The organism is Erwinia sp. QL-Z3 (genome assembly GCF_004551645.1).
In the GTDB taxonomy this organism is placed as follows: domain Bacteria; phylum Pseudomonadota; class Gammaproteobacteria; order Enterobacterales; family Enterobacteriaceae; genus Erwinia; species Erwinia billingiae.
The window spans coordinates 314,320-337,020 of record NZ_CP037950.1; the positions used below are offsets into that span (position 1 = coordinate 314,320).

Annotated in this window: 18 protein-coding genes; 4 read left to right on the plus strand and 14 right to left on the minus strand. The window is 56.6% G+C overall.

What is annotated here, in order from left to right; translation table 11 throughout:
* Nucleotides 1-123: 123 nt before the first annotated feature.
* The 5 genes from E2F51_RS02165 to cysG form a co-directional block, all read right to left on the minus strand.
* Nucleotides 124-444: a DUF3561 family protein gene (locus E2F51_RS02165; RefSeq protein ID WP_134822629.1), complete on the minus strand. Its 321-nt coding sequence runs from the start codon at nucleotides 442-444 to the stop codon at nucleotides 124-126.
* Nucleotides 445-648: 204 nt separating this feature from the next.
* Entirely contained in the window at nucleotides 649-1,257 is a 609-nt protein-coding gene (gene cysC / locus E2F51_RS02170; RefSeq protein ID WP_013203546.1) for an adenylyl-sulfate kinase, read from the minus strand.
* The gene (cysN, locus tag E2F51_RS02175) at nucleotides 1,257-2,684 is read right to left on the minus strand and encodes a sulfate adenylyltransferase subunit CysN (RefSeq protein WP_134822630.1); all 1,428 of its coding nucleotides are present in this window, start codon (nucleotides 2,682-2,684) and stop codon (nucleotides 1,257-1,259) included. Before cysN ends, cysC begins: the two co-directional genes overlap by 1 nt.
* 9 nt (nucleotides 2,685-2,693) lie before the next feature.
* Nucleotides 2,694-3,602, minus strand: a complete 909-nt coding sequence (cysD, locus tag E2F51_RS02180; protein WP_134822631.1) for a sulfate adenylyltransferase subunit CysD — start codon at nucleotides 3,600-3,602, stop codon at nucleotides 2,694-2,696.
* A gap of 9 nt (nucleotides 3,603-3,611) precedes the next feature.
* Nucleotides 3,612-5,027: a siroheme synthase CysG gene (gene cysG / locus E2F51_RS02185; protein WP_134822632.1), complete on the minus strand. Its 1,416-nt coding sequence runs from the start codon at nucleotides 5,025-5,027 to the stop codon at nucleotides 3,612-3,614.
* A 255-nt stretch (nucleotides 5,028-5,282) separates the two neighbouring features.
* On the opposite strand from cysG, the gene E2F51_RS02190 reads away from it, so the two are divergent.
* Both E2F51_RS02190 and E2F51_RS02195 read left to right on the plus strand, forming a co-directional pair.
* Complete coding sequence (locus tag E2F51_RS02190; protein WP_134822633.1) at nucleotides 5,283-6,302, plus strand: aminopeptidase; 1,020 nt, start codon at nucleotides 5,283-5,285, stop codon at nucleotides 6,300-6,302.
* A 13-nt stretch (nucleotides 6,303-6,315) separates the two neighbouring features.
* Entirely contained in the window at nucleotides 6,316-6,600 is a 285-nt protein-coding gene (locus E2F51_RS02195; protein WP_013203551.1) for a YciI family protein, read from the plus strand.
* A gap of 60 nt (nucleotides 6,601-6,660) precedes the next feature.
* On the opposite strand, the gene cysH is transcribed toward E2F51_RS02195, so the two are convergent.
* Genes cysH through cysJ form a run of 3 tightly spaced genes read right to left on the minus strand, consistent with a single transcriptional unit; the run spans nucleotide 6,661 to nucleotide 10,926 of the window.
* Nucleotides 6,661-7,392, minus strand: coding sequence for a phosphoadenosine phosphosulfate reductase (gene cysH, locus E2F51_RS02200; protein ID WP_013203552.1), 732 nt, complete (start codon nucleotides 7,390-7,392; stop codon nucleotides 6,661-6,663).
* Nucleotides 7,393-7,405: 13 nt separating this feature from the next.
* Entirely contained in the window at nucleotides 7,406-9,121 is a 1,716-nt protein-coding gene (cysI, locus tag E2F51_RS02205; protein ID WP_013203553.1) for an assimilatory sulfite reductase (NADPH) hemoprotein subunit, read from the minus strand.
* The gene (cysJ, locus tag E2F51_RS02210; protein ID WP_134822634.1) at nucleotides 9,121-10,926 is read right to left on the minus strand and encodes an NADPH-dependent assimilatory sulfite reductase flavoprotein subunit; all 1,806 of its coding nucleotides are present in this window, start codon (nucleotides 10,924-10,926) and stop codon (nucleotides 9,121-9,123) included. The genes cysI and cysJ overlap by 1 nt, the downstream gene beginning before the upstream one ends.
* A 306-nt stretch (nucleotides 10,927-11,232) precedes the next feature.
* On the opposite strand from cysJ, the gene queD reads away from it, so the two are divergent.
* Nucleotides 11,233-11,592, plus strand: coding sequence for a 6-carboxytetrahydropterin synthase QueD (gene queD / locus E2F51_RS02215; RefSeq protein WP_013203555.1), 360 nt, complete (start codon nucleotides 11,233-11,235; stop codon nucleotides 11,590-11,592).
* 103 nt (nucleotides 11,593-11,695) lie between these two features.
* Here queD and queE read toward each other — a convergent pair whose 3' ends face one another.
* Together queE and E2F51_RS02225 are read right to left on the minus strand one after the other, a co-directional pair.
* A complete protein-coding gene (gene queE, locus E2F51_RS02220; RefSeq protein WP_134822635.1) occupies nucleotides 11,696-12,367 on the minus strand; it encodes a 7-carboxy-7-deazaguanine synthase QueE in 672 nt (223 codons plus the stop codon).
* Between the two features lie 146 nt (nucleotides 12,368-12,513).
* Nucleotides 12,514-14,400, minus strand: a complete 1,887-nt coding sequence (locus E2F51_RS02225) for an acyltransferase family protein (protein WP_134822636.1) — start codon at nucleotides 14,398-14,400, stop codon at nucleotides 12,514-12,516.
* Nucleotides 14,401-14,724: 324 nt separating this feature from the next.
* On the opposite strand from E2F51_RS02225, the gene E2F51_RS02230 reads away from it, so the two are divergent.
* Nucleotides 14,725-16,122 (plus strand): amidohydrolase family protein, encoded by a 1,398-nt coding sequence (locus tag E2F51_RS02230; RefSeq protein ID WP_371732151.1) that lies wholly within the window; start codon nucleotides 14,725-14,727, stop codon nucleotides 16,120-16,122.
* Between the two features lie 83 nt (nucleotides 16,123-16,205).
* On the opposite strand, the gene eno is transcribed toward E2F51_RS02230, so the two are convergent.
* The 4 genes from eno to relA all read right to left on the minus strand — a co-directional run bounded on the left by eno (nucleotide 16,206) and on the right by relA (nucleotide 22,686).
* Nucleotides 16,206-17,501, minus strand: a complete 1,296-nt coding sequence (gene eno / locus E2F51_RS02235; protein WP_013203559.1) for a phosphopyruvate hydratase — start codon at nucleotides 17,499-17,501, stop codon at nucleotides 16,206-16,208.
* 135 nt (nucleotides 17,502-17,636) lie between these two features.
* Complete coding sequence (pyrG, locus tag E2F51_RS02240; RefSeq protein WP_013203560.1) at nucleotides 17,637-19,274, minus strand: glutamine hydrolyzing CTP synthase; 1,638 nt, start codon at nucleotides 19,272-19,274, stop codon at nucleotides 17,637-17,639.
* Nucleotides 19,275-19,468: 194 nt separating this feature from the next.
* Nucleotides 19,469-20,251 (minus strand): nucleoside triphosphate pyrophosphohydrolase, encoded by a 783-nt coding sequence (mazG, locus tag E2F51_RS02245; protein ID WP_013203561.1) that lies wholly within the window; start codon nucleotides 20,249-20,251, stop codon nucleotides 19,469-19,471.
* A gap of 206 nt (nucleotides 20,252-20,457) precedes the next feature.
* Nucleotides 20,458-22,686: a GTP diphosphokinase gene (gene relA, locus E2F51_RS02250; protein ID WP_105760066.1), complete on the minus strand. Its 2,229-nt coding sequence runs from the start codon at nucleotides 22,684-22,686 to the stop codon at nucleotides 20,458-20,460.
* Between the last annotated feature and the right edge of the window lie 15 nt (nucleotides 22,687-22,701).

Genomic DNA, 22,701 nt, shown 5'->3' on the forward strand with positions numbered 1-22,701 from the left:
TGGATCGGTGAGCGTTCCCCGCCCTGAAATCAGGTTTTGCGAGCAAAGTTTTGTAACCGCAGTGGGAATTCTGACATCAAATCCTGCCAGCCGGGCTGGCGAAAGATCCAACAATGAGACCGGCTACCATCCGGTCATTAGCGTAAACAGCAGCCAGAACAGACAGACCACCACCACAGCGGTCAGTAAAATGGTCCAAATCAACTGGCCCCGCAGCAGCACGTTGGCGACAATGCCGACCAACACCGAAACCGGCAGCAGCGCCAGGAAAAACGGCCAGGTATAAAGAAAGAAAAACAGCGTGTTTGCCCCATACATCACAAAGGGGATCGCCAGCGCGAGCCAGTATGAGGCAAAGCCAATCACACCACCGGGAAATGACCAGGAAGGGTCTTCCTGTTCCCGATCGTCTTTGCGGGCGAGCATGGGCGTAACGTTATGCATAAGTATCCTGTTGACGCGAAATACAGCACGCTCTGAGGCGTTTTGCCGGGGCTATCTCAGGGGGTGATGATATCGCGACAACGCGGGAGATCTAACACTTGAACCCGCAATATTGTTACCAATTGTTCGCGGTTTTTCCTACGCAGCAATAAGAAGCGCCCTGGTCTTTCCAGCGCGCTTCTGTGGCTATTTTTGAGGGCAATATTAACCGGCAATCACACCACGCTGACGGAGGACATCCAGCGTTTGCGTCAGCAGATGGGCAACGGCCTGTTCGCCGTCGAGATGGATTTCCGCCTGTTCAGGCGCTTCGTACACGCCATCGATACCGGTGAAGTTACGCAACTCTCCGGCACGGGCTTTCTTGTAGAGTCCTTTCGGATCGCGGGCTTCGCAGATCGCCAGCGGCGTATCCACAAACACCTCGATAAAGCGCCCTTCTCCCAGCAACTCCCGCACCATCTGACGTTCTTCACGATGCGGAGAGATAAACGCGCTGAGCACCACCAATCCGGCATCGACCATCAGTTTGGCCACTTCACCGACCCGACGTATATTCTCTTTGCGGTCGTCATCACTGAAGCCCAGATCGCGGCACAAACCGTGACGGACATTATCGCCGTCAAGCAGGTAGGTGCTGACACCCACCTGCTGCAGCGCTTGCTCCACTGCACCGGCCACCGTGGATTTACCCGACCCCGAAAGGCCGGTAAACCACAACAGCACGCCCTGATGGCCATGCTGCTGCTCACGATCTTCACGCGTGACAAAGTGCGAATGCCAGATGACGTTTTCATCGTGTTCTGCGGCCATTATTTGCCGCCCAACAGATCGCGTGCGCCCCAGTGTGGGAAGTGACGGCGAACCAGTTCGTTCAGCTCCAGCTCGAAAGCGCTAAAGTTGCCCGGATTCTGCACCACGTCTTCCAGCGGCTGACGGATCATCCCGGCGCCGACGGTGACGTTGCTCAGGCGATCGATAATGATCATGCCACCGGTCACCGGGTTCTGCTGATACTGATCCAGCACCATCGGCTCATCAAAGGTCAGATCGACCAGACCGATACCGTTCAGCGGCAGGCTTTCCGCATCATGTTTCGCCAGGCTGTTGATCTCAACCTGATGTTCAATCTTCTCAACACGGGCGCGAGTTTTCTTGCCGGCGATTTTAATGTCAAAGCTCTGGCCTGGCACCAGCGGCTGTTCCGCCATCCATACCACGTCAACCGACGCGGCCTGCACTGGCTTCAGCGTGGCATCGGCCGCCACCAGCAAATCACCGCGGCTGATATCGATTTCGTCTTTCAGCACCAGAGTGATCGCTTCACCGGCCTGCGCTTCCTGCAGATCGCCGTCAAAGGTCACGATGCGGGCAATCGACGATTCAACGCCCGATGGCAACACCTTGACGCGCTGTCCGACGGTTACGGTGCCGGATGCCAGCGTGCCGGCGTAACCGCGGAAATCCAGGTTAGGACGGTTAACGTACTGCACCGGGAAACGCATCGGCTGCTGCTCAACCACGCGCTGCACCTCGACAGTTTCCAGCACGTCCAGCAGCGTTGGGCCGGTGTACCAGCTCATCGCTTCGCTTGGGGAGGCAACGTTCTCGCCTTCCAGCGCCGACAACGGCACAAAGCGGATATCGAGATCGGCGGGCAGCTGGCCGGCAAAGTCGAGGTAATCCTGTTTGATCTGCTCGAAGGTCGCTTCGCTGTAGTCGACCAGATCCATTTTGTTGATCGCCACGATCAGGTGCTTGATGCCCAACAGTGTGGAGATAAAGCTGTGGCGACGCGTCTGATCCAGCACGCCTTTACGCGCATCGATCAGCAGGATCGCCAGGTCGCAGGTGGATGCGCCGGTGGCCATATTACGGGTGTACTGCTCGTGTCCCGGCGTGTCGGCAATGATGAACTTACGCTTCTCGGTGGAGAAATAGCGGTAGGCGACATCAATGGTGATGCCCTGCTCGCGCTCGGCCTGCACGCCAACCACCAGCAGCGCCAAATCCAGTTTCTCGCCCTGGGTGCCGTGACGCTTGCTGTCGTTATGCAGTGAAGAGAGCTGATCTTCATAAATCTGGCGGGTGTCATGGAGCAGGCGACCAATCAGCGTGCTCTTGCCATCGTCGACGCTGCCGCAGGTCAGGAAACGCAGCAGGCTTTTATGTTGCTGGGCGTGCAGCCAGGCTTCAACGCCGCCCTGGTCGGCAATTTGTTGTGCAATGACGGTATTCATCTCGGCTCCTTAGAAATAACCCTGGCGTTTTTTCAGCTCCATCGAGCCGGACTGGTCGCGGTCGATCATGCGGCCCTGACGTTCACTGGTGGTGGAAACCAGCATCTCTTCAATGATCTCCGGCAGCGTTTGCGCCTCGGATTCCACCGCGCCGGTCAGCGGCCAGCAGCCGAGGGTACGGAAACGGACCATGCGCTGCTCAATCACTTCGCCAGGTTGCAGATCGATACGGTCGTCATCGATCATCATTAACATGCCATCGCGCTCCAGCACCGGACGCGGTGCGGCCAGGTACAATGGCACGATGTCGATGTTTTCCAGGAAGATGTACTGCCAGATATCCAGCTCGGTCCAGTTAGAGAGCGGGAAGACGCGGATGCTTTCGCCTTTATTGATCTGGCCGTTGTAGTTATGCCACAACTCAGGACGCTGATTTTTCGGGTCCCAGCGGTGGAAACGGTCGCGGAACGAGTAGATACGCTCTTTCGCACGGGATTTTTCTTCATCACGACGGGCACCGCCGAACGCGGCATCAAAGCCGTACTTGTTCAGCGCCTGCTTCAGGCCTTCGGTCTTCATGATGTCGGTGTGCTTGGCACTGCCGTGAACGAAGGGATTGATGCCCATCGCCACGCCTTCCGGGTTTTTGTGCACCAGCAGCTCGGCACCGATGTTTTTCACCGTGCGGTCGCGGAACTCGTACATTTCACGGAATTTCCAGCCGGTATCCCCGTGCAGTAACGGGAACGGCAGCGTGCCCGGATAGAATGCCTTGCGCGCCAGGTGCAGCATCACAGAGGAGTCCTTGCCGATGGAGTACATCATCACCGGGTTGCCAAACTCTGCTGCCACTTCACGGATAATATGAATACTTTCCGCTTCCAGTTGACGCAGGTGAGTCAGTCGTTTTTGATCCATAACCTTTCCTCAAGCCAAATTCACAACGGCGGACTCACGTCCGGCCTGCTGCGCTGAATGTTGAAACCATGCCAGTTGCTGATGCAGGTGAACCACTTCGCCTACCACCAGTAATGCCGGCGTCGGTGCGCGTTGCGCTAATGCTTCTAATTCTTCCAGCGTGCCGGTCAGCACCTGCTGATCCTGACGCGTCCCGCGACCGATCACGGCCACCGGCGTCTGTGCGTCGCGGCCATGGGCAATCAGCTGCGAGGAGATTTCCCCCGCCTTCATGGTGCCCATATAAATTGCCAGGGTCTGGCGCGAGACCGCCAGGGATGCCCAGTCGAGCCCTTCGCCATCGGCGCGGCAATGACCGGTAATAAAGGTGGCGCTTTGCGCGTAGTCGCGGTGGGTCAGCGGGATGCCGGCATAGGCGGTCGCACCCGCCGCAGCGGTCACGCCAGGCACAACCTGGAAAGGAATGCCGGCTTCAACCGCCGCCTGCAGCTCTTCGCCACCGCGGCCAAAGATAAACGGGTCACCGCCTTTCAGGCGCACCACGCGCTTGCCCTGCTTCGCCAGCGACACCAGCATGCGGTTGGTCTCTTCCTGCGGAATGCTGTGCGCATTGGCACGCTTGCCCACGCAGATACGGTCGGCGTCACGGCGCACCAGATCGAGAATTTCATCGCTGACCAGGTGGTCATACAGCACCACGTCAGCCTGCTGCATCACCTGCAAGCCGCGCAGGGTCAGCAAACCCGGATCGCCCGGACCGGCACCGACCAGAATGATTTCGCCTTCGCCAGCATCGGGATCGTCAAGCTGTTGGTCCAGCGTGCGCTTCGCGCCCTCGATATTGCCGGAGGCCACCTGGCTGGCAAACAGGCCGTTAAAGGCCGCTTCCCAGTAGCGACGACGCTCGGACATTTTGCCGAGCCGCTGCTTCACTTTCGTCCGCCACTGACCGGCAAGCTCCGCCATCTGACCAAGGTTGGCTGGCAGCAGGGCTTCCAGCTTCTCACGCAGTAATCGCGCCAGCACCGGTGCCGTGCCGCTCGACGAGATCGCCACCACCAGCGGGGAGCGATCGACAATAGACGGGAAAATAAATGAGCACTTCGGCTGATCGTCCACCACGTTGGCCAGCATCTGACGCTCGGTGGCATCGTGATAGACGCGGGCATTCAGTTCGCCGTCGTCGGTGGCAGCGATCACCAGATAGGCGCCGTCCAGCAGCGCGTTCTGATACTCTTTGGCTATCCAGCTGACCTCCCCGCTGTTTTCCAGCGCGGTCAGCTCCTCACACAGCGTGCGAGCGGCGATTTGCACCCGGGCACCCGCGCGACGCAGCAAATCAATCTTGCGCGCAGCCACGTCACCGCCGCCTACAATCAGCACCGGTTTGTTTCGGATGTCAGCAAAAATCGGAAGATAGTCCACGTCAGCCTTTTCTGTAATTACACAAAGTTAGCGTGACTATACGGCCCTGGCTTAAGGCTTATGAAATTACTAATTGGAATGAGTAGTTACCGAATGGAATAACGATCTGGCATAGCATCCGACAAAATGTGCTTAAGGGATGATATTTAGGGGTTTTCAGAGAGATTGAAATTGTGCAATCGCCGTCACACTTTCATACTAAGCGGGTAAAAATATTTCGCAAGATCGTCACAGGATGACGACTAAGGATCCCGCATGTTTTCCCGACTCCGCCTGCGCGCGCTTGCCGTGTTGCTCAGTTGCGGTGCTATTTTTCCTCTGCAGGCCGCCAGCCAGCCAGAGGGCCATTTTGCTGAACAGCAACTGCGTCACATTGCCACCTACTTCCCTGGCCGCATGGCCGGCAGTCCCGCCGAGATGCTGACCGCAGATTATCTGCAACATCAGTTCAGCAGCATGGGCTATGAAAGCAACAAACGCGACTTCACCGCCAGCTATCCCTATCGCTTACAGGATGGGCAGATTACGCCGCATAAAGTCACCGCCACCACGGTGATTGCCGCCCGCGAAGGCAAGGTGCCGCAGCAGATTGTGATCGTCACCCAAGCCGACACCTTTATGCCGGTCAGCGACAGCGATCGCCAGCATAACCTCGGCGGCCTGACGTTACAGGGTGCAGACGATAATGCCTCGGGTCTTGGCGTAATGCTGGAGCTGGCGCAGCGTCTGAGCAAGGTGCCGCTGCACTACAGCCTGCGCTTCGTGGCATTAAGCGGTGAAGAGAACGGCCATCAGGGCGAAGCGGATTACCTCGCCCGCCTGAAGCCGGAAGAGAAGAAGAACACGCTGCTGGTGATCAACCTGGACAGCCTGATTGTCGGCGATAAACTTTACTTTGATAGCGGCAGCCATACGCCGGAAGCCGTCGCCCGACAAACCCGCGACCGCGCGCTGGCCATTGCCCGCCAGCATGGACTGGCAGTGGCCAGCAATGGCAAAGCCGTGAAGAACCAGCCGACCGACGACCTGTTCGATAAAGCCGGCATTCCTTTATTACACGTGCGCGCCACCAACTGGGAGCTGGGTAATAAAGATGGCCAGCAACAACGCGCCATCAGCCGCCACTTCCCAGCGGGCACCACGCACCATCAGGCTTCGCTGGATAATCTGGCTTATCTGGATCGCTGGCTGCCTGGACGCATTACGCAACGCACCCGAAGCACCGTTAAGATCCTGCTGCCGCTGGTCACCGAGCTGGCGAACCCCAAAACCTGAGAGGAGCTACCGCATGTACATCGTCTATCTGAACTATGTCCGCCCGCTGGAAGAGGTGGAAGCCGTACTGGATCCGCACGTCGCCTGGTTGAACAAGTATTTTGACGCCGGCGTGTTTATCACCGCAGGCCGCAAAGATCCGCGCACCGGTGGCGTGCTGATGGTAAAGGATATCGATCGTGAGCGCCTGAACACCATTCTCGCCGAAGATCCTTTCCAGGCCGTTGCCGAGTATGAAGTGACGAAGGTCAACGTCACCCGCAGCGCGGAGGAATTCCAGTCGCTGGTGGGGATTTAAGCGCAAAAAAAACGCCTGATGGCAGCATCAGGCGTCGATCGTTCATTTCACTCTGCGGCGTTATTCGTGCAGACCGCATTCGCGCTTCAGGCCAAAAAAGCGCGTCTCTTCTTCCGCCATGCCTGGCTCCCATTTGCGGGTGGTGTGCGTATCGCCAACCGACAGATAGCCCTGATCCCACAGCGGGTGATAACCCAGATCGTTATCCTGCAGGTACTGATGCACCTGACGGTTATCCCAGTCGATGATTGGCAGCAGCTTAAAGACGCCACGCTGGATGGCCAGCACCGGCAGATTGGCGCGGCTGCTGGACTGATCGCGACGCAGACCGGCGAACCACGTCTGGGCCTTCAGCTCTTTCATCGCGCGGTTCATCGGCTCAACTTTATTGATGTCGTTGTAGCGTTCAATGCCTTCCACGCCCTGCTCCCACAACTTGCCGTAACGCGCTTCCTGCCAGGCCGCGCTCTGTTCAGCACGGTAGACTTTCAGGTTGAGCTGCAGCTTGTCGGTCAGATGATCGATAAACTGATAGGTTTCCGGGAACAGGTAGCCGGTATCGGTGAGGATCACCGGAATGCCGGGCTTCGCCTGATTGACCAGATGCAGGCTGACCGCCGCCTGAATGCCAAAGCTGGAAGAGAGCACCGCTTCGCCCGGCAAATTCTCCAGCGCCCAGAGCACGCGATCCTGGGCAGACAGTTTCTCCAGCCTGGTGTTCAGCTCCGCCAGCGCCATCACGCGCTTAACCTTCGGTAATTCGTTCAGTTCAGAGAGATCGAGTACAGACATTATCACGCCTCCGTCATGCCCAAAAATCGCGGGCCGGATCAACAACCGGTTTCACCACGCCTGCGCGGATAGTGAAATCACCAAAGCCTTCATCGGCTTCGCGTTCTGTTGACCAGCGACCCAGTAATTCATCAAGGGTAGACAAAATTTCGTCTTCGGTGATGTTTTCACGGTACATCCGTGGGATACGCGTACCGATGCGGTTACCGCCCAGATGCAGGTTGTAACGGCCCGGCGCCTTGCCCACCAGCCCAATTTCCGCCAGCAGCGCACGGCCACAGCCGTTAGGACAGCCGGTTACGCGCAGCACGATGTGCTCATCGCCCACGCCGTGTGCGGTCATCAGACCTTCCACCCGGGTGACGAATTCTGGCAGGAAGCGTTCGGCTTCGGCCATCGCCAGCGGACAGGTCGGGAACGACACGCAGGCCATCGAGTTTTCGCGCTGGGCAGTGACGCTTTCCATCAGCCCATGACTGCGCGCCAGCGCTTCAATTTTCGGCTTATCCGCTTCCGGCACGCCGGCAACAATCAGGTTCTGGTTAGCGGTCAGACGGAAGTCGCCCTGGTGAATTTTGGCGATTTCAGCAATACCGGTCTTCAGCGGACGGCCCGGATAATCCAGCAGGCGACCATTTTCGATAAACAGCGTCAGGTGCCATTTGTCATCGATACCTTTTACCCAGCCAATGCGATCGCCACGCGTGGTGAATTCGTAGGGACGCGTCGGTTCAAAGGTGATGTCAGCACGACGCTCAACTTCCGCCTTAAAGGTTTCCACGCCGACACGCTCAAGGGTGTACTTGGTTTTGGCGTTTTTACGATCGGTACGGTTACCCCAGTCGCGCTGCGTGGTGACCACGGCTTCCGCAACGGCCAACGTTTTATCCAGCGGCAGGAAGCCAAACTCGCTGGCGGTGCGGGCATAGGTCGCTTTGTTACCGTGATCGATAGACAGACCGCCGCCGACCAACAGGTTAAAGCCGATCAGCTTGCCGTTCTCGGCAATTGCCACGAAGTTCAGGTCGTTGGCATGCAGATCCACGTCGTTGTGCGGTGGCACCACCACGGTGGTTTTGAATTTACGCGGCAGATAGGTTTCGCCCAGAATCGGCTCTTTGTCGGTGGTGGCAACCTTCTCTTTATCCAGCCAGATTTCCGCATAGGCACGGGTCTGCGGCAGCAGATGCTCGGAGAGCTTCTTCGCCCACTCGTAGGCTTCCTGATGCAGTTCGGACTCCACCGGGTTCGAGCTACACAGCACGTTACGGTTGACGTCGTTGGCGGTTGCCAGTGAATCCAGCCCCACTTCACTCAGCATCTGGTGAGCGGGCTTCACGTTGCCCTTCAGGATGCCGTGGAACTGGAAGGTCTGACGGTTGGTCAGACGGATGCTGCCATAAATGGTGTTGTTCTCGGCAAATTTATCGATGCCCAGCCACTGCTTAGGCGTGATGATCCCGCCCGGTAAGCGGCAGCGCAGCATCATCGCGTGGCGCGGTTCCAGCTTCTGCTCGGCACGTTCGGCACGGATATCACGGTCATCCTGCTGATACATGCCGTGGAAACGGATCAGTAAAAAGTTATCGCCGGTAAAGCCGCCGGTCAGACCATTCTGCAGGTCTTCGGTGATGGTACCGCGTAAGTAGTTACTCTCTTTCTTCAGGCGTTCTGCGTCGGTGAGTTTGCCTTCAACCACCAGCGGGCCAGGATGTTTTTCATTGCTCATTAGTAAACGTCTCGCTGATAACGGCGCTCAATGCGCAGCTCACTTAAGAATTCGTCGGCGGTCTCTGTGTCCATGCCACCGTGCTCGGCGACCAGTTCCAGCAAAGCCTGCTCGACATCTTTCGCCATACGGTTGGCATCACCGCAGACATAGATGTGCGCACCCTGTTGGATCCAGTCCCACACTTCCGCCCCTTTGGCGCGGATTTTATCCTGTACATACACTTTCTGCTGCTGGTCACGGGACCAGGCCAGATCGATATTGGTCAGCAGGCCATCCTTCACGTAACGCTGCCACTCTACCTGGTAGAGGAAGTCATCGGTGAAGTGCGGGTTGCCAAAGAACAGCCAGTTTTTGCCGGCGGCGCCGTCCGCATCACGTTGCTGCATAAAGGCGCGGAACGGGGCGATGCCGGTGCCCGGTCCAATCATGATCACCGGCGTTTCCGGGTTGGCCGGTAAACGGAAGTTATCGTTATGCTCAATAAACACCCGCACGTCGCCGTCTTCTTCCAGACGGTCGGCCAGGAAGCTGGACGCCCCGCCCGCACGCGCGCGGCCATCAATGTCGAAGCGGACCGCGCCAACGGTGATATGCACCTCGGTGTCGTTCTCCGCCTGCGATGAAGCAATGGAGTAGAGACGCGGCGTCAGCGGACGCAGCAGCGCAATCAACTGCTCAGCGGTCAGCTCAACCGGCGCGCCGCGTACCATGTCGACGATGGGCGTGTTCTGCGCGTAATGCTGCAGTTTGGGCTTTTCGCTGATCAGGCCCAGCAGCGTTTCGTCGCGGCTCAAGGTGCCGTACTGCTCAACGATCTGCGGCGTGTTGACCGTCAGTTCAAAATGTTTTTGCAGCGCCTCGCTCAGGGTCAGCGTCTGGTCATTGACCGTGACGCTCTCATCGCCTTTTAGCCACACCAACTCAACCAACTCCTGCACCAGCGCTGCATCATTTTCAAACCAGACGCCTAACGCATCGCCCGGCTGATAACGCAGGCCCGAGTCGCCCAGATCGATTTCAATGTGGCGAACATCTTTGTCAGAGTCCCGGCCGGTAATTTTCTGATTAACGGCGAAGCTGGCGGTCAGCGGATCTTCTTTGCTGTACGGGCTGCTGAACACTTCGTTCACCGAGCCGGCGGCAGTGGCGGCCGCTGCGGCCGGTGATTCGGCCGGAACGCGGGCTTTCAGGATGGTAACAATCTGCTTGCGCCACTGCTCGGCGTCTGCGGCGTATTCCACATCGGCATCGACGCGGTCCAGCAGGCGTTCACCGCCCATCTCCGCCAGCTTGCTGTCGAAGTCCTTCCCAGCCTGGCTGAAGAATTCATATGAAGTATCGCCCAGCCCGAACACGGCAAACGCGGTATTATCCAGCTTCGGCGCCTTTTTGGACATCAGGAACTTATGCAACGCCACGGCTTCTTCAGGCGGTTCGCCCTCACCCTGGGTCGAGGTCACCACCACCAGCAGTTTTTCCTGGGCGATCTGCTTGAACTTGTAATCACCGGCGTTAACCAGGTTGACGTTCAGTTTCGCGGCCAGCAGGTCGTCGCGCAGCTGTTCTGCCAGACGGCGGGCGTTGCCGGTTTGCGACGCCGAAAGCAGGGTAATCGCCGGGGCTTCAACCGGTGCCGGTGCGCTGACGGCGGCGGTGCCGGGAGCCTGATTGACCATGCCCCAGAAATAACCGGAGAGCCAGGCCAGTTGAGTCGTGGAGTAATCCCCGGTGGCCGCCTGCAAACGGGCGAGTTGTTCCGGGTTAAGCGGAAGCAGAGAGCTTGGAGGTGCCTGAGTCGTCATTGCGTAGAAGGTTCCAGTATCGGTGGTCCGGGCCGTAAAGACAGCAAGATGAGAGTAGGGTAACGACTAGCATAATAACCATTAAATAAGGGTTGGTAATAATAAATAACCAAAATGACTAAACGGTTTTACGGGTAAGGCATAGTGGCAAAACAGGTTAATTAACTCACTGATATTCAACAGGTTAGAAGCGACATCGTTTACCGTTAGTGCTCAGAATAAGAAACAGCCGGGAAACGGGTGCGAAAAAAGGCTTTTTCGGGTAGACTTCGGCGGTTTTTTCAAGAAAAGTTTACTGAGACTGTTATGGCTACCACGCTGTTTAAAGATTTTATGTTCGAGGCTGCTCACCATCTGCCTAACGTTCCTGCAGGGCACAAATGTGGCCGCCTGCACGGGCACTCCTTCCTGGTGCGGCTCGAAATTACCGGCGAAGTGGATGCGCATACCGGCTGGATTATGGACTTTGCCGAACTGAAAGCGGCCTTCAAGCCGATCTACGACCAGCTCGATCATTACTACCTGAATGAGATTGCCGGTCTGGAGAATCCAACCAGCGAAGTGCTGGCGAAATGGATTTGGGATCAGATGAAACCGAAGCTCGCAGAACTGAGCGCGGTGACCATCAAAGAGACCTGCACCGCGGGCTGCATCTACAGAGGTTAAGCGATCGGCTGCGGCCAACGCTCTGCTTTATTAAGCCCGGATAGAAAAAGGGGAGAACCTTGCGGTTCTCCCCTTTTCTTTGTCCGCTGTTCACAGTGGACCACTAAGCGATGTTCAGGTACTTATGCGTCTGCATCGATAAACGCCAGTTGTGCTTGATACAGGTTTCAATGCACAGCTTAGTCGCATCGTCTTTCTGACTGATCGGCTGCAACGCGATAATCCGCGGCTTGTCATCATTCAGCGTGGCCAACAGCGCCTGTAAAGCCTCCACGTCACGCTGACGGGCCACCGGATGCTTCACTTCATCTGCGCGCACCAGCGCCTGATTCAACACGTCATAACCCCCGCGCATATTCACCTTCGGCGACACCGTCACCCAGGTCTCGGCGCTACAAAGCACCTCGTGGGTACCGCTGGTTTCGATCTGGCAGCTGAAGCCGTGCTGCTGCAGCGTCGCGGTCAGCGGCGTCAGATCGTGGCTGCAGGGTTCGCCACCGGTGATCACAATATGGCGCGCCGTCCAGCCATGGTTGGCAATCACTGCCAGCAGCGCGGCAGCATCGGCCGAGCCCCACGCATCGGTTTCGACGGTTTTGGTTAAGATATCGCCCAGCGAGGTTTCCCGATCGGCCAGCTTATCCCAGGTGTGTTTGGTATCACACCAGCTGCAGCCCACCGGGCATCCTTGCAGGCGGATAAAAATTGCCGGAACGCCGGTGTAAAACCCTTCGCCCTGCAACGTCTGGAACATTTCATTAATCGGGTACTGCATGACAGTCTCAACTGGAAGTGAATTTAAGGGCGCAGAGTATGGCAGATTGGCGCGGAGATAGCCAAACCGCTTTGTGCTGGCTGGCGGCTATCTGACTTCCGTTAGGTGAGGGTTGACGGGGCCAGCGTGCTGCCTGCCCCGGCGGGTTACATAAAGTTGTCCTGATGCATCTCGGTCATCGCCTGTTTCGCCACGTCTTTTGCGCCACTCAGGGTGAAATGGCCATAGTCGTTGGAGATGGGATGACCATCCGACGCCAGCCCACGACAGATATCGCCCGGACAAATGATGGAATAAACCGAGATGTAGCGGGTCTGCGCATCCACCATCGCCTGCTTCATCGCGCTGTCGGTCTGTTTGATGCTGTGGTCGATCGACGACGCCACCAGATCTTTACGGCCGTCGGTCTGATAGGCCAACAGGTCCGGCAACGCTTCCGAATACTCAATGGTCGGGCCCATCACGATCACGTTGTCCGACACGCCTTTCAGATGCTGTAGTGTGGCTTTCAGCGGCGCAATGTCTTCCGGTGCCCAGCGTGCGGAGATGATGATGCCGTCAATCTTGTGTTTGGGGATCCACGAGCCGTAGACATAATCCCCTAGATCGGTACAAGGGTTGCGCAGCGACTGCTGGTACAGCGGCTTACAGCCTGCCGAAGTGGCCTGAATCACATTGATGCCCTGCCCGGCCGCCAGGCTGAGTGCCCGCCACAGATGGGCCGCATGGCTGTCGCCAATCAGCACGTAATTTTTCGCCGTGTCTGAGGTTTTCAGGCAGTAATCCCGATCGAACGGTTTATCTTCCTCGCTTTTACCGTCCACAAAGCAGCGGCCCAGTCGGTACTGATAGTTAAATTCGGGCATGTCCTTGTACTGGGTATATTTCGCCAGCGCCAGCGCATCCGTGGAGAACTGGCCGGCATTGTTGTCGAGATGCCCTTTATAGAAGGTGCCGGAAGCCATCAACACCAGCCCCACCACCGACGCCGCCACAATTCTGCCCGGGCTGAACACCGCCAGCTTGTAGCGGAAGGGGATTTCAATCAGGTAACGAGAGGCGACCGCCAACAGCAGCGACAGGCCAGCGATAACCATCTCGCGAACGCCAGGCGCAAAGTTCGCGAACATCCGGCTGTAAACGATAATCGGCCAGTGCCACAGATACAGGCAGTAGGAGATCATGCCGATGTAGACGATCGGCTTCAGCGCCAGCACGCGGGAAACCGCCGCTTTTTGCCCGGCAAGAATAATCAGGAAGCTGCCGAGACAGGGCCAGATGGCATTCCATGCCGGGAAGGGTTTATCGGTGTTGAGCCACAGGAAGCCAAACAGGATCAGCCCGAGCCCTGCCAGGCTCATCAGATGTTTAATCCCCTGCGAGACCTTCGCCATTTTCGCTTCCAGACCGGCAACCGCAATGATGCCGCCCAGCGCCAGTTCCCAGGCGCGGGTTGGCAGCATATAGAAAGTGAAGGTCGGTTTTCGTGTCACCGCATAGATGCTTAACATCAGCGACACGGCGATAATCAGCAGCATCACCTGCGTGGTGCGCTGACGGAAGAAGCGCACCACCAACAGCAGGATCACCGGGAAGATAATGTAGAACTGCTCTTCAACGGCCAGCGACCAGGTATGCAGCAGCGGCTTCAGTTCGGCTGGCCCGGCAAAGTAGCCGGTGGTTTTCCAGAAGAAGATGTTGGACGAGAACAGCAGCGTGGCCAGCGAACTGTTGCTGAGATCGCTGAACTGCGCCGGCAGCAGATGGTAGTAGCCAAAGGCTAAGGTGGTCAGCATCACCACAAACAGCGGCGGCAGAATGCGCAGGCTGCGGCGTTTGTAAAAATCCAGATAGGAGAAGGTGTTGTTCATAGCGCCATTGTAAATAATGCCGCAGATAAGGTAGCCTGATATCACGAAGAAGATATCCACGCCGGTAAACCCGCCCGGGATCCCGGATATTCCCATGTGATAGGCGATTACCGGCAACACCGCCAGCGCCCGCAGTCCATCAACATCCGCTCTGTATTTCATTTTATACTGGTCCTGATTACATTTCGTTACCGCGAACTTACATAAATTGACCTGATATTTCGCCCTCCTTAACACAAATCAGACCATTCCTTAAAAGGCAAATTTTGTCCGCAACTCATTAATAAAAATCACAAATACTGCAGATCAGCCCGCTTACAGGCCGCTTTTTTCAGATAATCCTCAGGTGGCGTGTGCCGCACCGCTGCGCTGGACTTAAAACGTGCGCCGCCAACCTTGCATATTTTTACACCCGACAGGATTGCTAGCAATCTTCATTCAGGTAGTATTGCTGGGGAAATGACCACAATAAAAAAGGAAACTGATGTGCAAACCGTTCAACAAAGCCGCAGGAACTTCCTCTCTACCGGCGCCAGAATGACCGCTGGCAGCGCCCTTCTTGCCTCTGGGATGGCAGGCGCCGCAACCGTCAACAATGCATCGGCAAGCGTACCCTGCGACGATGCCAGCCAGACCAAAACCCTCGCTGATGCGCATTACGTCCTGCGAAACGTCAGGCTGGAAGAGGGATTTGAGCGCGAAGGCGAGATGATTATCGCCACGCACACCGCGCTCTACGATCTGGAAATCAATCACGGCAAAATCGTCGCGATAAGTCAGGTTAAGGCGCGCGCGGCCAGCGCCCTGCCCGCCTACGATGCACAGGGCATGCTGCTGCTGCCCGCCACGCGCGATATGCATATCCATCTGGATAAAACCTTTTACGGCAGCCACTGGGAAGCGCCACGCCCGCGCAAAGGCAAAACCATCATGGATATGATTGCCCGTGAGCAGGTGCTAATCCCGCAGCTGCTGCCGCATTCCGTGGAGCATGCCGAAGCGATCATCGGGCTGTTGCAATCCAAAGGCACCACCGTTGCCCGCAGCCACTGCAATATCGATCCGGTCAGCGGCCTGAAAAGCCTGGAGCATTTGCAGATTGCCTTGCAGAAGCATCAGCAGGACTTCAGCTGTGAGATTGTGGCGTTTCCACAGCATGGCCTGCTGCACGCTAATGTCGATGGCCTGATGCGTGAAGCGATGCAGATGGGCGTGCAGTACGTTGGCGGCCTCGATCCGACGAATGTTGATGGCGCAATGGAGAAGTCGCTGGATGCGATGTTCCAGATCGCGCTGGATAGCCACAAAGGCGTCGATATCCATCTGCACGAAACTACCCCAGCGGGCATTGCCGCGGTGAAGTACATGATCAGCACCGTCGAGAAGAACCCGCAGCTGAAGGGCAAGGTCACGCTGAGCCACGGCTTTGCGTTATCGGTAATGCAGGGAAATGAGCTGGAAGAGGTGATCCACGGCCTGGCCGAGCAGCAGTTTACCGTGGCTTCCACGGTGCCGATTGGCAAACTCTCGATGCCGCTGCCGCAGCTGAGTGAGAAAGGTGTGTTCGTAATGACCGGCACCGACAGCGTGATCGATCACTGGTCGCCGTTTGGCACCGGCAGCATGCTGGAGAAAGCCAATCTGTATGCCCAGCTGTACGGCAACTCCGACGAGTTCGGCCTGACCCGTTCGCTGGCGATTGCCACCGGCAATATTTTGCCGCTGAGCGATGCCGGGCAGCGTCAGTGGCCGGCGGTCAATGATGCGGCGGAGATGATGCTGGTCGACGCCAGCTGCTCAGCCGAAGCGGTGGCCCGCGTACCGGCGGTGCAGGCCACCTTCCATCAGGGAAGACTGGTGTTCGGACAGCTGAAAAAGGCATAAAAAAAACCGGGCCCGCGATTAACGGGCCCGGTTTAGTTTCAGCTGAAATTCCTCAGCCCGTGACGGGCCGGGAAGTCAGGTCATTACTGACCTTTAACTTCTTTCAGACCGTTGAATGGCGCACGTGCTCCCAGCGCTTCTTCGATACGGATCAGCTGGTTGTACTTAGCAACACGGTCAGAACGGCTCATAGAACCGGTTTTGATCTGGCCCGCTGCAGTACCTACCGCCAGGTCAGCGATAGTGGCGTCTTCGGTTTCACCTGAACGGTGAGAGATCACTGCGGTATAACCAGCATCTTTCGCCATTTTGATCGCAGCCAGAGTTTCGGTCAGAGAACCGATCTGGTTGAATTTGATCAGGATGGAGTTAGCGATACCTTTGTCGATACCTTCTTTCAGGATCTTGGTGTTGGTTACGAACAGATCGTCGCCCACCAGCTGGATTTTGTCGCCCAGTACTTTAGTCTGGTATGCGAAGCCAGCCCAGTCAGATTCGTCCAGACCGTCTTCAATAGAGACGATTGGGTACTGTTTGGTCAGGTCTTCCAGGAAGTGAGTGAACTCTTCAGAGGTGAATTCTTTGTTGCCTTCACCCGCCAGCACATACTTGCCGTCTTTGTAGAATTCAGACGCTGCACAGTCCATCGCCAGGGTGATGTCTTTGCCCAGCTCGTAGCCTGCTGCTTTTACCGCTTCAGCGATAACCGCCAGCGCTTCTGCGTTGGAACCCAGGTTAGGCGCGTAGCCACCTTCGTCACCCACAGCCGTACCCATACCTTTAGACTTCAGCACTTTCGCCAGGGTGTGGAACACTTCAGAACCCATACGGATGGCTTCTTTCAGCGTTTTTGCGCCCACAGGCTGGATCATGAATTCCTGGATGTCGACGTTGTTGTCGGCGTGCTCGCCGCCGTTGATGATGTTCATCATTGGCAGTGGCATAGAGAATTTGCCCGGGGTACCGTTCAGCTCAGCGATGTGCTCATACAGCGGCATGCCTTTGGCAGCAGCAGCGGCTTTCGCAGCAGCCAGAGAAACAGCCAGAATGGCGTTAGCGCCGAACTGGGATTTGTTCTCGGTACCGTCCAGATCGATCATGATCTTGTCGATGTTTGCCTGGTCTTTCGCGTCTTTACCCGTTACCGCGTTAGCGATAGGGCCGTTAACCGCAGCAACGGCTTTCGTTACGCCTTTACCCAGGAAACGAGATTTGTCACCGTCACGCAGTTCCAGCGCTTCGCGAGAACCGGTAGAAGCGCCTGATGGTGCAGCAGCCATACCTACGAAACCGCCTTCCAGGTGCACTTCAGCTTCAACGGTCGGGTTTCCACGGGAGTCGATGATTTCGCGACCGATGACTTTAACGATTTTGGACATTAGTTTTTCCTCAGTATCAAGTTTACTTAAACTCAGACAAACAACGCCCGGATTAACCGCCATTTTGGCGCTGCAGCGGTGTGAGCTGCAGCCCGGCATCTGGTGATTAGTCAGTCAGCGCCATTATGAAAATACTTAGTTTGCCAAACGCTTCTGGTAGTCGCTGGCGGCTTTCACAAAGCCAGCAAACAGCGGGTGACCGTCACGCGGGGTTGAGGTGAATTCCGGATGGAACTGACACGCAACAAACCATGGATGGTCAGGGATCTCAATGATCTCCACCAACTGGTCATCCCCGGAGCGGCCTGCCACACGTAATCCAGCCGCTTCAATCTGCTTCAACAGCATATTGTTGACTTCATAACGATGGCGATGACGCTCAACAATGGTTTCTGAACCGTACAGCTGGTGAACCAGACTGTCGGTGGTCAGCTGGCACTGCTGGCTGCCCAGACGCATGGTGCCGCCTAAGTCGCTCTGCTCGGTGCGCTGCTCAACATTGCCTTCTTCATCACGCCATTCGGTGATCAATGCCACCACCGGATACTTACAGTCTGGCACAAATTCCGTGGAGTTTGCGCCTTCCATTCCGGCGACGTTACGGGCGAATTCCATCAGCGCAACCTGCATACCCAGGCAAATGCCGAGGTAAGGAACGTTGTTCTCACGCGCGTAACGGGCGGTCATCAGTTTGCCTTCCACACCACGGTAGCCGAAGCCGCCAGGGATAAGAATAGCATCCAAATCTTTCAGCAATTCGACACCGCGGGTTTCAACATCCTGCGAGTCGATAAGCTTGATGTTTACCGTCACACGGTTTTTCAGACCACCGTGCTTCAGGGCTTCAATCACAGACTTGTACGCATCTGGCAGCTCGACATATTTGCCGACCATACCGATAGTCACTTCGCCGCCCGGATTGGCTTCTTCGTAGATCACCTGTTCCCATTCGGCCAGGTTCGCTTCCGGTGCATTCAGATTGAAGCGCTTACAGATAAAGTCATCCAGACCCTGGGATTTTAACATGCCCGGGATTTTATAAATGGAATCAACATCTTTCAGCGAGATTACCGCTTTTTCCGGCACGTTACAGAACAGGGCGATTTTCGCACGTTCGTTGGCGGGTACGGCGCGATCGGAACGGCAAATCAGCACGTCTGGCTGAATACCGATGGACAGCAGTTCTTTTACCGAGTGCTGAGTTGGCTTGGTTTTCACTTCGCCAGCGGCGGCCATGTAAGGCACCAGCGTCAGGTGCATATACAGGGTGTGCTCGCGGCCAACCTGAACCGCCATCTGGCGGATAGCTTCAAGGAATGGCAGGGATTCGATATCACCGACGGTGCCGCCAATTTCAACCAGCACCACATCATGGCCTTCACCGCCTTCGATGATGCGCTCTTTGATGGCATTGGTGATATGCGGGATAACCTGAATGGTCGCACCCAGATAATCGCCCCGGCGCTCTTTGCGCAGGACTTCTGAGTAGATACGGCCAGTGGTGAAGTTGTTACGACGGCTCATCTTGGTGCGGATGAAACGCTCGTAGTGACCCAAATCCAGATCGGTCTCTGCGCCGTCGTCGGTGACGTACACTTCGCCGTGTTGAGTTGGGCTCATGGTGCCTGGGTCCACGTTGATGTACGGGTCCAGTTTCATGATGGTCACGTTAAGACCGCGTGCTTCAAGAATAGCGGCCAGGGAGGCTGCGGCAATGCCTTTTCCCAGAGAGGATACGACCCCGCCGGTCACAAAAATATAGTTCGTTGTCATGCTGAACCTGAGAAAGTAGGTTTAAAGACGATGGAATAACCAGGACGGGAAAACAGTCTACCCGAATCCCTGCAGTGCCACAATTAATCGTTTCCGATTGTCTGCCTGCCACCGTATTGACCGACAAAATATTACCCGATTTGCCGGCGGCGGAGGTTGATACAAGTCACACTTTTGTTGAATCGAGTCAGCTATTACTCGCGGGCTTTGATTTGCTGCCAGGCAGCTTCCATCTGTTCGAGCGTCGCGTCCTGCATCGCCAGCCCTTGATCGGCAATAATCTGCTCAACCTGACGGAAGCGGCGTTCGAATTTGTCGTTGGCTTTTTGCAGCGCGATCTCGGCTTTGCTACCCAGATGCCGCGACAGATTCACCGTGGCAAACAGCAGGTCGCCAATTTCCTCTTCCAGCTTCTGTTGATCGACGACCGCCTGCTTAGCCTCATGCATCACTTCATCGATCTCTTCATACACTTTGTCCAGCACCGGCCCAAGCGTATGCCAGTCGAAGCCGACGTTACTGCAGCGCTTCTGAATCTTGTGCGAACGCATCAAGGCTGGCAGCGCGCGCGGGATATCATCCAGTGCCGAATGCTGCGCTTTCTCTGCCCGCTCACGGGTTTTAATCTGCTCCCAGTGAGTCAGCACATCCTGACTGCCGCTAACCTTCACGTCGGCAAAAATGTGCGGATGGCGGCGTTCCAGCTTATCGCTGATAGTGTTGCAGATATCGTCGAAGTTAAAGCGCCCTTCTTCATTGGCCATCTGCGCATAAAACACCACCTGGAACAGCAAATCGCCCAGCTCGCCCTGCAGATCGTCAAAATCTTCACGGCTGATGGCATCCAGCACTTCGTAGGTTTCTTCAAGGGTGTAAGGCGCAATGGTGGCGTAAGTCTGCTCGCGGTCCCACGGGCAACCGCCTTCAGGATCGCGCAGGGTTTTCATGATGCCCAGCAGGCGATCGAGTGCATTCATAACATTTTCCATAATCAAATTGGCGAGAGCTGACAGCCTGAAGGTTGCCACTCTTAATGTGAACGTATCTTTAACAACGTCGTGGCGTAACTGTCGCAGTCAGGTTGCGTCCCGCCAGCGCACAGGCCAGGGAGCATACACGAGTATGTGACCTGGACGAGCACTGCCGGGACGCAAACTGGCAAGTAGAGTCGCCACCCTGAATACTAATGCAAGCGCCTGGCGTCGATGATGTCTGGGACCTGGTTCAACCGCGCAATCACCCTTCCGAGCACCTGCTGGTTGTAGATCTCAATATCCATATCGATGGTCGCCAGCTGCTTTTTGGTGTCGCTGCGGCTGGAAACTCCCAGCACGTTGACCTTTTCATTAGCCAGAATGGTAGTGATATCGCGCAGCAGGCCGCTACGATCGTTGGCGGTGACGCGCACCACCAGCGAATAACCGCTGGAGTAGCTTTCGCCCCACACCGCATCAACAATCCGTTCCGGCGCATGCGAGGTCAGATCGGTCAGCTGATCGCAGTCGGCGCGGTGGATCGAGATCCCGCGTCCCTGGGTGATAAAGCCGACGATATCGTCGCCCGGAATGGGCTGGCAGCAGCGCGCGATATGGTGCATCAGATTGCCGACGCCTTCGACCACCACCCGGCCACTCTCTTTGCTTCGCGGTGCCGCTGATTTCTGCGTGAGCTGACGCAATGCCTCGCGATCTTCTTCCTCAGCACTGGGCTTGTGCAGCTTCGACTGCAGGAAGTTGCTCATCTGGTTGAGGCGGATATCGCCACCGCCGATGGCGGCCAGCAGCTCGTCCAGTGAGTTAACGTTGTAGCGCGGCAGCAGCAGCTTCTCTGCCTCTTTCATACTGATATCAAGATGGTCCAGCTCGCTGTCGAGGATCTGACGACCCGCCACCACGTTCTTGTCACGATCCTGCTTACGGAACCAGGCATGAATTTTTGAGCGCCCGCGGCTGGTGGTGACATAGCCGAGGTTCGGGTTCAGCCAGTCGCGGCTTGGGTTCGGCTGCTTCTGGGTGATGATGTCGATCTGGTCGCCCATCTGCAGCTGATAGGTAAAGGGCACGATGCGCCCGCTGATCTTGGCGCCGATGCAGCGGTGGCCGATATCGCTGTGGATATGATAGGCAAAGTCGAGCGGGGTTGAACCCGCAGGCAAATCCACCACGTCGCCTTTCGGGGTAAACACATACACCCGATCGTCAAACACCTGGCTACGCACCTCATCCAGCATTTCGCCGGAGTCCGCCATCTCTTCCTGCCAGGCAATCAGCTTACGCAGCCAGGCAATACGTTCTTCATGACCTGCCGCACCGCGCGCATTGCCGCCGGTGCCACCCTCTTTGTATTTCCAGTGCGCGGCGACGCCCAGCTCGGCATCTTCATGCATCTGGCGGGTACGGATCTGCACTTCAACGGTTTTGCCTTTCGGCCCCAGCACCACGGTATGGATTGACTGGTAACCGTTCGGCTTCGGATTGGCGACGTAGTCGTCGAATTCGCTGGGCAGATGGCGATAGAGCGTGTGCACAATCCCCAGCGCACCGTAGCAATCCTGCAGGCGTTCGGCCACGATACGCACCGCGCGCACGTCAAACAGCTCGTCAAAGGTCAGCGACTTTTTCTGCATCTTGCGCCAGATGCTGTAGATGTGTTTCGGACGGCCATAGACTTCTGCCTTGACGCCCTCTTTCACAATCTCCGTGCGCAGGGATTGCACAAAGGTATCGATGTAACCTTCACGATCGATGCGCCTTTCATGCAGCAATTTGGCGATGCGTTTGTATTCGTCGGGATGCAGATAGCGGAAGCAGAAATCTTCCAGTTCCCATTTGAGCTGGCCGATGCCGAGGCGGTTCGCCAGCGGCGCGTAGATATTGGTACATTCTTTCGCCGCCAGCACGCGCTCATCTTCCGGCGCATCCTTCACTTCGCGCAGATGGGCGATGCGCTCGGCGAGTTTGATCACCACGCAGCGGAAATCTTCCACCATCGCCAGCAGCATCCGGCGGACGTTATCCACCTGCTCAGGCGCCATGGAATCATTGTGGGTGGCTTTCAGCTGGCGGATGGCGTCCATATCACGCACGCCGTGCACCAGTGAGACAATGGCTTTACCGAAGTGCTCTTCCAGCACCTCTTCAGAGACGACGTGGGTGTTGGCGAGGGGGAACAACAGCGCGGCCCGCAGGCTTTCGTTGTCCATACTGAGCATTGAGAGGATTTCCACCATCTCAACGCCCCGCCATAGCAACAACGCCGCGTCAGGATGATCCCGGGTGGCTTCTTCGCAATAGCGCCAGGTCTCGGCCAGTCGTTCACATGACTGCGGATTAGAGATCCCCAAACTGGTGATCCATTGGTCGAGTGCAAACTCGCCAGCCGTATTCAAATGTGCACTTCTTACCGCAACCATATCCTCTCCTGCCTT